Source organism: Microbispora sp. H10830, from assembly GCF_014161375.1.
Taxonomy (GTDB): domain Bacteria; phylum Actinomycetota; class Actinomycetes; order Streptosporangiales; family Streptosporangiaceae; genus Microbispora; species Microbispora catharanthi.
Genome location: NZ_JABBWX010000009.1, coordinates 55820 through 68466 on the forward strand (window position 1 = coordinate 55820; position 12647 = coordinate 68466).

Below are 12647 nucleotides of genomic sequence, written 5' to 3' on the forward strand. Positions count from 1 at the left end.
CGGTGGTGGACAGGGTGCCTCGGCTGGCCGTGTGGAAGTTCGCCTCGTGCGACGGGTGCCAGCTCACGTTCCTCGACTGCGAGGACGAGCTGCTCTCCGTGGCGGCCCGGGTGGAGATCGCCTACTTCCTGGAGGCGTCCAGCGCCCCCGGGCCCGGCCCGTACGACCTGTCGCTCGTGGAGGGGTCGATCACCACGCCCGAGGACCTGGAGCGGATCAGGCACGTGCGGCGCGTGTCGAAGCGCCTGGTCACGATCGGCGCGTGCGCCACCGCCGGGGGCATCCAGGCGCTGCGCGACTTCGCCGACGTCAAGGAGTTCGCCGCGGTCGTCTACGCCCGGCCCGACTACATCGCCACCCTGGACCGCTCGACCCCCGTCGCCGCACACGTGCCGGTCGACTTCGAGCTGCGCGGCTGCCCGCCGGACAAGCACCAGCTGCTCGAAGTGATCTCGGCGTTCCTCGCCGGGCGGCGGCCGGTCGTGCCCGCGCACAGCGTGTGCGTGGAGTGCAAGGCCAGGGGCAACGCCTGCGTGATGGTCGCGCACGGCACCCCCTGCCTGGGGCCGGTCACCCAGGCGGGCTGCGGGGCGCTGTGCCCGACGTTCAACCGGGGCTGCTACGGCTGCTTCGGGCCGATGGAGAGCCCCAATCACGCCTCGCTGAACCACTGGATGCGCGGCCTCGGGATGAGCACCCCCGAGCTGGTGCGGATCTATCGGACCTACCACGCCACCACCGAGCCGTTCCGGAGGGCGGCGGAGGAGGCGCAGGAGTCCGGGGAGGAGGAGTGACGCACAAGACGGTGCGGATCGGGGCGCTGACCCGGGTCGAGGGCGAGGGCGCGCTGGTGGTGCACGCCCGCGACGGCCGGATCACCGGCCTGGAGCTGCGGATCTACGAGCCCCCCCGGTTCTTCGAGGCGATGCTGCGGGGCCGGGGCCACACCGAGCCGCCCGACATCACCGCCCGCATCTGCGGCATCTGTCCCGTCGCGTACCAGATGAGCGCCTGCCAGGCGATCGAGGCGGCCTGCGGTGCCGAGGTCACCGGGCCGCTGCGCGACCTGCGGCTGCTGCTGTACTACGGCGAGTGGATCGAGTCGCACGCGCTGCACGTCTACCTGCTGCACGCGCCCGACTTCCTCGGCTACGACAGCGGCGTCGCGATGGCCGCCGACCGCCGCGACCTGGTGGAGCGCGGGCTCGAACTGAAGAAGGCGGGCAACGAGCTGATCACCGCGATCGGCGGGCGGCCCATCCACCCCGTCAACGTCAAAGTGGGCGGCTTCTACCGGGTGCCCGCCCGGCGCGAGCTCGCCGCCGTCGCCGAGCGGCTGCGCCGCGCCCGCGACCACGCCCTCGCCACCGTCGCCTGGGTGGCCGGGTTCGACTTCCCCGACGTCGAGCACGACTACCGGTTCCTCGCGCTGCGCCACCCCGGCGAGTACGCCATCCTGTCCGGCACGGTCGTCACCGGCGACGGATACGGCCCGGCCTCCGGCTTCGAGGTGGCGCGGTGGCCGGACCACGTGATCGAGGAACAGGTGCCGCACTCCACTGCGCTGCACGCCCGCCTCGACGGCGCGACCGGCTACCTCACCGGCCCCCTGGCCCGCTACGCGCTCAACTCGGCGCGGCTGTCCCCGCTCGCCCGGGAGGCGGCCGCCGCCGCAGGACTCGGCCGCGTCTGCCGCAACCCCTACCGCGGCATCGTCGTGCGGTCCGTGGAGATCCTGCACGCGTGCGACGAGGCGCTGCGCCTCCTCGACGGGTACGCCGAGCCGGAGCGCCCGTGCGTGCCGGTCGAGCCCCGGCCGGGCGTCGGCCACGGCGCGTCGGAGGCCCCGCGCGGCACGCTCTACCATCGCTACCGGCTCGACGACGGCGGACTGGTCGCCGAGGCCGACATCGTGCCGCCCACCGCGCAGAACCAGGCACGCATCGAGGCGGACCTGCGCGACCTGCTGGCGCCGCGCCTCACCCTGCCCGAGGACGAACTGGCCGGTCTCTGTGAGAAGGCGATACGCAACCACGACCCCTGCATCTCCTGCTCGGCCCACTTCCTCGACTTCCGGGTGAACCGTGGGTGAAAGCGTGGTCATCGGCCTCGGGAGCGATCTGCGCGGCGACGACGCGGCGGGCCTGGAGGTCGCCCGGCTGCTGAGGGGCACGCTGCCGCCGTCCGTCGCGGTGGTGGAGAACTCCGGAGACCCGGCGGCGCTGATCGAGGCGTGGTCGGGCGCGGCGCTCGCGATCGTGGTCGACGCGGTCTCCTCCGGTGCTCCGCCCGGCACCGTACACATGCCCCTGCAAATGCCTCTGCGCCCGCCCGTGCGGGCCGGGTCTCACTCTCTCGGGCTGGCCGACGCCGTCGAGCTGGGACGCGCCCTCGGCCGCCTGCCGGACGAGCTGGTCGTCGCCGGCATCGAGGGCGGCGACTTCACCCCTGGGGCCCCGATGACCGCGCCGGTCCTGGCCGCGGTCCGCCGTACGGCCGATGAACTGCGGGAACGGCTGTCTCGGGAACGGCCTGGCGGACCTCGAACGTGAGCCGCGGCGGCACCCGCAGCGTGGTGCACACGGCGCAGTGCTCCAGGACCGACAGGAACGAGGCACGCAGCCCCGCGGGCAGGCCGGGAGCCTCCACCGACAGCTCGATGGAGTCGATCCGCCCGGGGCAGACGCCCAGGCCGTAGCGCGCGGTCACGCCCACCCCGGCGGGCAGCTGGCGCTGGCGCAGGTAGCGTTCGGCGCAGCAGGCGACACCGGCGGCCACGCTGCCCACGAACAGCTCGGCCGGAGTGGGGCCGGTGTCGCTCCCGCCGACGTCCTTGGGCTGGTCGGCGCGGACAACGTGGCGCCGGATCCGGACGTCGAACCGGTCGGCTCCGTGCCAGGCGACCCGGATGACGCCGTCACGCGGCTCGTTCATGGCGCACCCCCGCGTTCCGATTCGGCTCTATCCGAGTATGTCCGTGGCCGGCGGCGGGTGGGCGCATACGGAGCGTAAGAAGCCGGTTGCGACATGGCAAAGAACAGGAGCCCGGAGTGCCCTGGTTTGCGACACTCCAACTGGGGGGCCATGCGTGGCGCCGACGGGGGAGCGGACCATGATCCCGCAGACGCACCTGGACGGGTTGCTGGCCGAACTGCACACGAGGCTGCAGGCGGTCCTGTCGACGCGTGACCGGGTCCACGCGTTGCTGGAGGCGGTCGTCTCGGTGGGCGGGGACCTCGATCTGGAGACCGTGCTGCGCCGGATCGTCGAGACCGCCGCCACGCTGGTCGACGCCAGATACGGCGCGCTCGGCGTGATCGGGGAGGACAACACCCTCGCCCGCTTCGTCCCGGCGGGGCTGAGCGAGGAGGAGATCGCCGGGATCGAGCACTGGCCGCACGGTCTGGGCCTGCTCGGGCTGCTGATCAAGGAACCCCGGCCCCTGCGGCTGCCCCGTATCTGCGACCATCCCGAGTCGTACGGCTTCCCGCCCGGCCATCCCCCGATGGCGGGCTTCCTCGGCGTGCCCGTACGGGTCCGGGGCCGGGTGTTCGGCAACCTCTACCTGACGGAGAAACGCGGGGGAGGGGAGTTCGACGAGGACGACGAGGCGATCGTCGTGGCCCTCGCCAGCGCCGCCGGGGTGGCGATCGAGAACGCCCGCCTGTACGAGGACACCCGCCGCAGGGAGACCTGGCTGCAGGCGTCGGCGGAGATCACGAGGAGCCTGCTGTCCGGCGCCGAGACGCCGCAGGTGCTGACTCTGATCGCCCGCCGTGCCCGGCGGATGGCCGGCGCCGACGCCGTGGCGATCCTGCTGCCGGAGGACGGCGGCCGGACGTTGCGGGTCGCGATCGCGGACGGCGTGCCCGGCCCGGCCCGGGGGCGCCGCCTGCCCGTCGAGGGCTCGCTGGCCGGGCAGGCGTTCGTCTGCGCGGAGCCCCGAGTGGTCACCGACCTGAATGACACCGACCTGGGGGACACCGACCTCCTCGCGGCGGCCGGGGAGACGGGAGCGGCGTGCGCCGTGCCGCTGGGGGCCCCGGGAGCGGTGCGCGGGGTGCTGTCGCTGGGCAGACGGCCCGGCCGTGTCCCGTTCAGCCGAGCGGAGGTGTGCATGGTCCACTCCTTCGCCGGGCACGCGGCCGTCGCGATCGAACTGGACGAGGCGCGCAGGGACGCCGAGCGGCTCGGCCTGCTGGAGGACCGCGACCGCATCGCCAAGGACCTGCACGACGTGGTCATCCAACGGCTGTTCGCGGTCGCGATGACGCTCACCGGCGCCGCGCGGCTGGTGGAGCACCCGGAGGCGGCCGCGCGGCTGCGAACCGCCATCGACGAACTCGACGGCACGATCCGGCAGATCCGCTCCACGATCTTCGCCCTGCGGGCCCCGGCCGGCGCCCCCGGGCTGCGCGCCCGGCTCGTCGAGCTGGTCGAGGGCGCACGGGGACCCCTCGGCTTTCTGCCGGCCCTGTGCATGGACGGGCAGCTCGACACCCGCGTGCCCGCCCCGGTCGGGGAGCACCTGCTGGCCGTGGCGCGGGAGGCGATCTCCAACGTGGTGCGGCACGCCCACGCCACCCGCGCCGCCGTCACCGTGCGCCTGGACAAGGACCGGCTGACCCTGCTCGTGGAGGACGACGGGGTCGGCATCCCGGCGCGGGGACGCCGCAGCGGCCTGCGCAACCTGAGCGAGCGCGCCGAGAGCCTGGGCGGGTCGTGCGCCGCCGAGGCCAGCGCCGCGGGGGGAACACGCCTGTGCTGGAGCGTCCCGCTGCCGTCGACGCCGTGAGGAGACGCCGTGAGGAGACGCCGTGAGGAGGCATCGCGCCATGACCGAGCCGATCAGTGATCCGGTCGTCGATCCCGTCGTCGATCCGGTCGTCGCCGGCACCGACGGGTCCGCCGGGGCGATCCGGGCGGTGGAGTGGGCGGCCGACCACGCCGGCCTGCGGGGCCTGCCCCTGCGGGTGGTCCACGCCGTCGAGCGCCTGCCGTACGACGTCCCGCGCTATCCCATCCCCGACAGCTACGACAGGCTGGCGCCCTCCGGGCGGCAGCTCCTCGACCACGCCGAGCGGGTCGCCCGGGACCGGCGGCCCGGCCTCGACGTGACGACGGAACTGGCCGAGGGACGTCCCGGCCGCGTCCTGCGGGACCAGGCCGCCCGTGCCGCCGAAGTGGTGCTCGGCAGCCACGGCGCGGGCGGCTTCCCCGGCATGCTGCTCGGGTCGGTGGGCAACCAGGTCGCCGGGCACGTGGCCGTGCCGGTCGTCGTCGTACGGCCGGCGCCCCCGGAGGCGGTGGCCGAGATCGTGGTGGGGTTCGACTGCTCGGAGGCGTCCGGGCCCGCCCTGGCGTACGCGTTCGAGGAGGCGCGGCTGCGCGGCCACCGGGTGCGGATCGTCTGCGCCTGGGAGCCGCCGGTGCCGTACGGGCCCGTGATCGCCACGGACCTGGACGACATGCGGCGGGCCGCGGAGGACTACGCGCGCGGCGAGCTGCAGCCGTGGCAGGGCGGGTACGCCGAGGTCAAGACCGAGCTGGACATGGTCCGCGCCCATCCGGTCTCCGCACTCATCGAGGCGTCGTCCCGGGCCGTCCTGCTCGTCGTCGGCTCCCACGGACGCAACGCCTTCACCGCGGCCGTGCTCGGCTCGGTGAGCCGCGCCGTGCTCGCCCACGCGCACTGCCCGGTCGCCGTGGTGAGAGGGGCCCGGTCGTGAGAGGCGGAGGCAGGGCGGTGAGTCACCGGAGGAGGCGGGCCGGCCGCACTCCCGGGACGGTCCGCTCGAGCAGGTCGGCCACGTGCCCGGGGCCCTGGCCCTCGGGACCGTGCAGGTCGATCTCGCCGTCGCGCACGATCACCTCCCAGGACGTCTCGGAGGGGTAGCGCTCGCGCAGAGCGGCCAGGACGGCCTCGCGCAGCTCGTCGTCCGACCTGGCCAGCAGCGCCATGAGGTCGCGGCGGCTGACCATCCCGACGACCCGCTCGTCGCGCAGCACCGGCACGCTCTTGACCCTCTTCGCGATCATGAGGTCCGTCAGCACCCGCGCGTCCGTGGTGTCCTCGACCGTGCTCACCTGGCGCGACATGACGTCTCCCACGGCGCGGGGCGCCGAGACGCCCGGCGCGAACGCGCCGCACAGCAGGTCGATCTCGCTGACCATCCCGACCAGTTCGCCGTGCTCCCCGAGCACGGGGGCGGCCGTGATGTCGTGGTCGTACAGCACCCGGATCGCCCGCCGCACGGAGTCGTCGCGGCGCAAGGTGATCGCCGGGCTGCTCATGACCTCACCGGCCAGCATGGCCCACCTCCCCCGTCTGTCTCCGTCGTGGTCACCGCACGGTCATTCCACCGCCGCCCGGGCCGTACGGGCAGGTGCCGGAGGTCCCCGGCGGTCGGGTCTTTGGGCCCGTGCGGCGCCCGCGCCCGGGTGGTCGGATAGAGGTGGCCCGATCCAGGGCGCGCCGCCCCGCGGGGAGGAACGATGACCGTAGAAGCCATGACCGCCGCCGACGTGATGAGCAGGGTGCTCGTGACCGTGAAGCCGGACGAGTCGCCGCTCATGGCTTGGGAACTCATGCGCCGCGGGTCGATGCATCACCTGCCCGTGGTGGATTCCAATTCCCGCATCATCGGCGTGCTCACGCGGGAGGACATCGCGGCCCACTGGTCGGGCGGGCCGGCGGAGCAGTCGAGCAGCCAGGTGCGCCAGTTGCTGAGCGGGCGCAGATGCCCGCACGTGGCGCCCGACGCGCAGCTCCCCGCCGTTGCGGCCGTGATGCTGGAGTCGGGGGTGGACGTCGTCCCGGTCATCGGGGCCTCCGGCACCCTGCAGGGTCTCGTCACCGTGACCGACGTGCTCGTGGCGGTCGCGGGCAGGCGGGGGGCCGCGCCCCCGCACGAGGAGGTGTCGGCCGGGATGTTCCGTCTGGAGCCGGTGCTGCCGCCCAAGCCCTCGCGGACGGCCGAGGACCAACGGCAGGGGCCGTGACCCCCGGTCGTGACTCCTGGGAAACCGTGTGCAGAATAAGGGCATGTTCCGCACGGTGGTGATCAAGTGAGTGCCCGTATCGACCATGCCGTCACGTCGGGCACCTTCAGCCTGGACGGCCAGACCTTCGACGTCGACAACAACGTGTGGGTGCTCGGCGACGACGCCGAGTGCGTGGTGTTCGACGCGCCCCACGACGTCAAGGCGATCACGGACGTGATCGCGGGCCGGCGCGTCCTGGCCATCCTCGCCACCCACGCCCACGACGACCATGTGCGGGTCGCGCCGGACCTGTCGGAGGCCACCGGGGCGCCCGTCCTGCTGCACCCGGCCGACCTGCCGGTCTGGCGGCTCACCCACCCCGATCGCGAGCCCGGCGGCACGCTGTCCGACGGGCAGGTCATCGAGGTCGCCGGAACCCGCCTCGAAGTGCTCCACACTCCCGGGCACGCTCCCGGCGCCTGCTGCTTCCACGCGCCCGACCTGGGCGTCGTCTTCACCGGCGACACCCTGTTCCAGGGCGGTCCCGGCGCGACCGGGCGCTCGTTCTCCGACTTCGGTGTGATCATCGACTCGATCCGCGACCGCCTGCTGGTCCTGCCGCCCGAGACGGTCGTCCACACCGGCCACGGCGACAGTACGACGATCGGCGCGGAGCTGCCGCACCTCGAGGAGTGGATCCGCCGGGGTCGCTGACACCCGGGCCTCACGCGGGGTCTTGACGATCAGCCGCCCCGCGGTTGACACTCACGAGACCGATTCACCCGCCCCCGACACGTACGGGGGCGGCGTGGGTCTCGTGATGTTAGCGTTAACAAGGCCCAACAAGGCCCGGTGGTCCCGAGCCGCCGGCGGGAGAGACGATGCACAGCCGCACCACCCCCCCACGACGCCTCCCTCGCTCCCCTCGCCTCGCCCTCGCGGCCGTCGCCGCGCTGTCCCTGGTGGCGGGCCCGCTCGTGACCCCGGCGCACGCGGCCGGCGCGGCGGATCCGTCCGGCCTGCTGCTGCGGTACACGTTCGACGAGACGGGCGGCACCGTCGTCCACGACGCCTCGGGCCACGGCAACGACGGCGGCTACGAGCGGACGCCCGCCTTCGGCCAGGGTGTCGAGGGCGGCTCGTTCAAGATGGCCGGAGGATCGTCCTCCTCCACGACCGCGCCGTACGTGAAGATCCCGAACGGCGTGCTGAAGGGCCGCAGCGGCGTCACCGTCGCCACGTACGTGAAGTGGAACGCCTCCACGACAGTGAACCAGTGGCTGTACGGCCTCGGCCCGGACAGCACCAGATACCTGTTCGCCTCGCCGTACAACGGCAGCAAGATCCTCTACTCGGCGATCACGACCGGCGGCTGGCAGGCCGAGTCGAAGCTGTCCGGGGGGCCGGCCCTGCCGGGCGGCGCCTGGAAGCACGTCGCGGTGACCGTCGACGGCGACAGCAGGACGGCCGTCATGTACCTCGACGGCACCGAGGTGGCGCGGGCGACCGACGTGCCGGTCAAGCCCTCCGACCTGTACGACGCGACCAAGGACTACACGGGATACATCGGGAAGTCGCTCTACGCGGCCGACCCCTACTTCGCCGGTGAGGTGGACGACTTCCGGATCTACGACCACGCGCTGTCGGCGACCGAGGTGCTCCAGGTCTCCGGCAACACGGCGGCCGTCGGCGCGGCCACGCTGCCCGAGCTCAAGGTCCCGGCGATCGTGGACGGCACGAACGGCAGGATCGTCCTGCCGGTGAAGGAGGGCACCGACCTCACCCGGCTCGCGCCCGCGTTCACGCTGGTCCCGGGGGCGAGCATCAGCCCGGCCTCCGGCACCGTGCGCGACCTGTCCGAGCCGGTCACCTACACCGTCACCGGCTCCGACGGCGCCCGGCGGACCTGGACGGTCGAGGCACGGGTGATGAAGAGCCCCGTGATCCCCGGCCTGTACGCCGACCCGAACATCACCGTGTTCGGCGACACGTTCTACATGTATCCGACCACCGACGGCTTCGCCGGCTGGAGCGGCACGCAGTTCCACGCGTTCTCGTCCAAGGACCTGGTCCACTGGACCGACCACGGCGTCGTCCTCGACCTCGGACCCGACGTGACCTGGGCCGACAACAGCGCCTGGGCGCCGACGATCGCCGAGCGGAATGGCACGTACTACTTCTACTTCAGCGGCGGCATGGCCACCGGCAACACCGGCAAGCACCTCGGCGTCGCCGTGTCCGACTCGCCGACCGGGCCGTTCAGGGACGCCCTGGGCAAGCCGCTGGTGGCGGCCGGGACCTACAGCGGCCAGATGATCGACTCCGACGTGTTCGTCGACGACGACGGCCGGGCGTACCTCTACTGGGGCAACGGCAACTCCTACCAGGTGCCGCTGAACGACGACATGGTGTCGTTCGACCCCGCCAAGGTGAAGACGTACAGACCGAGCGGCTACAACGAGGGCTCGTTCGTCTTCAAGCGCGGCGGGATCTACTACTTCATGTGGTCGGAGAACGACACGCGCGACGAGAACTACCAGGTCGCGTACGCCACCGGCGCCTCGCCGCTCGGCCCGTGGACCAAGCAGGGCGTGATCCTGCAGAAGGACCCGTCCCTCGGGATCAAGGGCACCGGCCACCACTCCGTCGTACGGGTGCCGGGCACCGACGACTGGTACATCGCCTATCACCGCTTCGCCGTCCCCGGCGGCGACGGCACCCACCGGGAGACCACGATCGACCGGATGGAGTTCGACGAGAACGGCCTGATCAAGAAGGTCGTGCCGACGCTGGAGAGCGTCGGCCCGGTGTCGGTCGCGAACGCCGGGCCGGACGCCAAGGGCAGCGAGGGCTCACCGATCCGGCTGGCCGGGTCGGCCAGCGGCGCGGCCAAGTGGAGCTACGAGCCCGGTGAGGGCGTCGACTCCGGCGCGACCTGCTCCTTCTCGGATCCCGGCGCCGCCGAGACCGCAGTCACCTGCGATGACGACGGGACCTACACCGTCACGCTGACCTCCGGCCGCAGCCGCGACACCGCGAAGGTGACCGTCGCCAACGCCACCCCCGAGGCCGGGGACGTCGTCACGCCCGCCGGCCCGGTCGAGGCCGGCACGCGCGTGACCCTCTCGGCCCCGGCCGGCGACCGGGGCGCGAACGACGAACTCACCTGCGCGGTGGACTGGAAGGACGGGACCACCTCGTCCGGCGCGGTCGCCGGCGGGACGTGCACGGCCCGGCACACCTACGCGAAGCCGGGCGTCCACGAGCCCGCTGTCGCCGTCGCCGACGACGACGGGGCGACCGCCACGGCGACCGGCCGTCCGGTGGTCGTGTACGACCGGGACGCCGGCTTCGTCACCGGCGGCGGCTGGATCGACTCGCCCTCCGGCGCCTACCGCGCCAACCCCGCGCTGACCGGCATGGCCACCTTCGGGTTCGTGGCCAAGTACGCGAAGAACGCGGCCGGGAAGGACTACGCGGTCCCGATCGGGAACACGTCCTTCTCGTTCCAGGCCGGGCGCCTGAGCTTCCAGTCCACGGCGTACGACTGGCTCGTGGTCTCGGGCGGGGAGGTCCGCTACCGCGGCATCGGGACGATCGGCGGCGCCGGGCGGTACGGCTTCGAGGTCGTCGCCCGCGACGGCGACACCCGCGACGGTGACGGCGTGGACCGCTTCGCCGTCCGGATCTGGGACGAGAGGACCGGCGACGTGATCTACCAGAACGGAGCGGGTGACGCGGCCCACGGCAGCGTCGTCGTCCACGCCACGTAGGCCCGGCGTGTGAACCTACTGCGCGACCCGGACGCCGGTGACGGTGAAGCGCTCGACCTCCGCCACGTGACCGCCGGTGCTGGCGACGAGGGTGAGCGTCCGGCCCGGGGCCGCGCGGAAGGTCACCGCGGCGGACCAGGGGACGTCGTCCCCTCCGGCCGAGACGCAGCAGCGCTCGCCGAGGGGGCGGGCGGTCCCGGTCGCGCGCACGTGCACCCGGACGCTCTCGTCCACTCCGGTGATCCTCCCGCCCACCGTGACGGGTGAGGACACGAGAGCGCCGTACCTGGGAGTGGTGAGGGAGAAGGTGGTGTCGTCGGTGCCCACCACCTCCCATGGCGCGTCCGGCCCGGTGCCGAACCTGACCAGGTGGATGACGGCGGCGATGCCGGGCCGTCCGCCGCCCTCGCCGCGGATGCCGACCGAGACGCGGGCGTCCCCGCCGGTCACCGTACGCTTGACCACCTGGTCGACGCCTGTGAAGCCTAGGAACCCCTGGGTGAAGGAGAGCGCGGTCCGTTCCGCGTCCAGGTGCCAGGGCTGGTGGCCGCCCGAGCGGTAGCTCTCCTGCCAGTCCCGCACCTGTTTCTCGTCCGCGAACGGCCACAGCGGCTGGTAGCGGCCCGCCACGAGGGCACCCGCGGAGGGGGTGGGGGTGGTGGCCACCGGGCTGCTCCGCTGGACGGTTCCCGCGCCGCTCCGCTGGACGGTTCCCGGGCCGGTTCCGCACGCGCCCGCCAGCAGGCCGAGCGCGGCCAGCACGGCGGGCGCCCATCGGGCCCGGCCCGGCCGGCCGTTTGTTACACCGCCAGTCACGATGCGCACTCCCGCCACGAGAGGTTCCTTGACTGAGAGCATGCCCGGCGGGATGTCGGACATTCCCTAGCGGCACTTGCCCCGCAGCCAGGCGCGGTATTCCCTGGGGTAGTTCGTCATGACGCTGCCGGGGGACTGGTTGAGCACCGCCTGCCACTGGGACACGTTGCCCTTCCACGAGGGAACCGGCTCGGTCCAGTGGACGCTGTCGGTCCACCGGCCGGCGGACCCCTTCAGGAGGGTGGGGTGACGCTTGGCCAGCTCGCTCTGGATCCAGGGGTCGTTGGAGTAGACCATGATCCGCTGCTTCGCCTGGCGTTCCCTGATCGGGTCGGAGATCTCCTTCCATCCCTGCGCCGCGAACTTGAGGTTCGTCAGGACGGGCTTGGTCTCGGGCTTGATCTCCAGGAGCGCGACCAGTCCCAGGGAGCGCGCCTGGTCGAGCCACTGCCGCAGCGAGTAGACCCGCTCGCCCTGGTACGGCCCCCGGATGATGCGGCGGCCGGCCAGGTTCCCCGCGCCGTACGTCCACCAGATGCCGGTGAGTTTCTGCTGTGTGCCGGTCAGCCCGTGAGTGGTGCTGTTGTGCCACATCACGGCCTTGGTCCCCTCCTTGGTGAGCTGGACGTCGGCCTCGACGCCGTCGGCTCCCCAGGACTTCTGGTCGTGGAGCCCCCGCATGTTGTTGGGCTGGCGCATCTGGTCCTTCGCCCAGCCGTTCGCACCCTCGGGGTAACCCCCGTGCCCGAACACCAGCGGGCAGCGCGGCAGCGCGCCGGCCCCGGACGCCGTGGCAGGCGTGGCGCCCACCGTCGCGCCCGTGGCGAGGACGGCAGCCGCACACAGAGCAGTCGTGAACCTCATCGTCCAACCCCCGAGATCGCCTGTGTCGTCAGCGCGGCATCGTATTGGCATGGTCATCGGGAGATCAAGAAACGGCCGGACGGCGGTCATCGGTGCGATCCGAGCACGAGAGAGCTGTTAGCGATAACAGCAGGCGAGTCAATAGTCGAGTCTTCCGAAACGAGACCTTGACCATAGACAATGCGAACGCTAACAATCGGCCCGCGTGCC

Annotated in this window: 12 protein-coding genes; 8 read left to right on the plus strand and 4 right to left on the minus strand. The window is 72.6% G+C overall.

Annotated elements, in window-relative coordinates; genetic code table 11:
* The first annotated feature begins 5 nt into the window (after window positions 1-5).
* The 3 genes from HHX35_RS22750 to HHX35_RS22760 are packed head-to-tail and all read left to right on the plus strand — an operon-like array spanning window position 6 to window position 2552.
* Window positions 6-794, plus strand: coding sequence for an oxidoreductase (locus HHX35_RS22750; protein ID WP_182900778.1), 789 nt, complete (start codon window positions 6-8; stop codon window positions 792-794).
* Entirely contained in the window at window positions 791-2092 is a 1302-nt protein-coding gene (locus HHX35_RS22755) for a Ni/Fe hydrogenase subunit alpha (protein WP_182900779.1), read from the plus strand. Before HHX35_RS22750 ends, HHX35_RS22755 begins: the two co-directional genes overlap by 4 nt.
* On the plus strand, window positions 2085-2552 hold the full coding sequence (locus HHX35_RS22760) for a hydrogenase maturation protease (RefSeq protein ID WP_182900780.1): 468 nt from the start codon (window positions 2085-2087) through the stop codon (window positions 2550-2552). The genes HHX35_RS22755 and HHX35_RS22760 overlap by 8 nt, the downstream gene beginning before the upstream one ends.
* Here the strand turns inward: HHX35_RS22760 and HHX35_RS22765 are convergent.
* Complete coding sequence (locus HHX35_RS22765) at window positions 2443-2934, minus strand: OsmC family protein (protein ID WP_182900781.1); 492 nt, start codon at window positions 2932-2934, stop codon at window positions 2443-2445. The two genes, HHX35_RS22760 and HHX35_RS22765, sit on opposite strands and share 110 nt — an antisense overlap.
* Window positions 2935-3112: 178 nt before the next feature.
* Between HHX35_RS22765 and HHX35_RS22770 the strand changes: the two genes are divergently transcribed.
* Window positions 3113-4795, plus strand: a complete 1683-nt coding sequence (locus tag HHX35_RS22770) for a GAF domain-containing sensor histidine kinase (RefSeq protein ID WP_182900782.1) — start codon at window positions 3113-3115, stop codon at window positions 4793-4795.
* A 40-nt stretch (window positions 4796-4835) separates the two neighbouring features.
* Window positions 4836-5729, plus strand: a complete 894-nt coding sequence (locus tag HHX35_RS22775) for a universal stress protein (RefSeq protein WP_182900783.1) — start codon at window positions 4836-4838, stop codon at window positions 5727-5729.
* A gap of 22 nt (window positions 5730-5751) precedes the next feature.
* Here HHX35_RS22775 and HHX35_RS22780 read toward each other — a convergent pair whose 3' ends face one another.
* Window positions 5752-6312, minus strand: a complete 561-nt coding sequence (locus HHX35_RS22780; RefSeq protein WP_182900784.1) for a CBS domain-containing protein — start codon at window positions 6310-6312, stop codon at window positions 5752-5754.
* 183 nt (window positions 6313-6495) lie between these two features.
* On the opposite strand from HHX35_RS22780, the gene HHX35_RS22785 reads away from it, so the two are divergent.
* The 3 genes from HHX35_RS22785 to HHX35_RS22795 all read left to right on the plus strand — a co-directional run bounded on the left by HHX35_RS22785 (window position 6496) and on the right by HHX35_RS22795 (window position 10757).
* Window positions 6496-7002 (plus strand): HPP family protein, encoded by a 507-nt coding sequence (locus HHX35_RS22785; protein ID WP_182900785.1) that lies wholly within the window; start codon window positions 6496-6498, stop codon window positions 7000-7002.
* Window positions 7003-7068: 66 nt separating this feature from the next.
* Window positions 7069-7698 carry an MBL fold metallo-hydrolase gene (locus tag HHX35_RS22790; protein ID WP_182900786.1) on the plus strand — a complete coding sequence of 210 codons (630 nt, stop codon included), beginning with the start codon at window positions 7069-7071 and terminating at the stop codon, window positions 7696-7698.
* Window positions 7699-7865: 167 nt separating this feature from the next.
* Window positions 7866-10757, plus strand: a complete 2892-nt coding sequence (locus tag HHX35_RS22795) for a family 43 glycosylhydrolase (RefSeq protein WP_182900787.1) — start codon at window positions 7866-7868, stop codon at window positions 10755-10757.
* Window positions 10758-10772: 15 nt separating this feature from the next.
* On the opposite strand, the gene HHX35_RS22800 is transcribed toward HHX35_RS22795, so the two are convergent.
* Together HHX35_RS22800 and HHX35_RS22805 are read right to left on the minus strand one after the other, a co-directional pair.
* Window positions 10773-11582 carry a Gmad2 immunoglobulin-like domain-containing protein gene (locus HHX35_RS22800; RefSeq protein ID WP_220505754.1) on the minus strand — a complete coding sequence of 270 codons (810 nt, stop codon included), beginning with the start codon at window positions 11580-11582 and terminating at the stop codon, window positions 10773-10775.
* A gap of 57 nt (window positions 11583-11639) precedes the next feature.
* A complete protein-coding gene (locus HHX35_RS22805; RefSeq protein ID WP_182900788.1) occupies window positions 11640-12437 on the minus strand; it encodes a glycerophosphodiester phosphodiesterase family protein in 798 nt (265 codons plus the stop codon).
* Window positions 12438-12647: the final 210 nt, after the last annotated feature.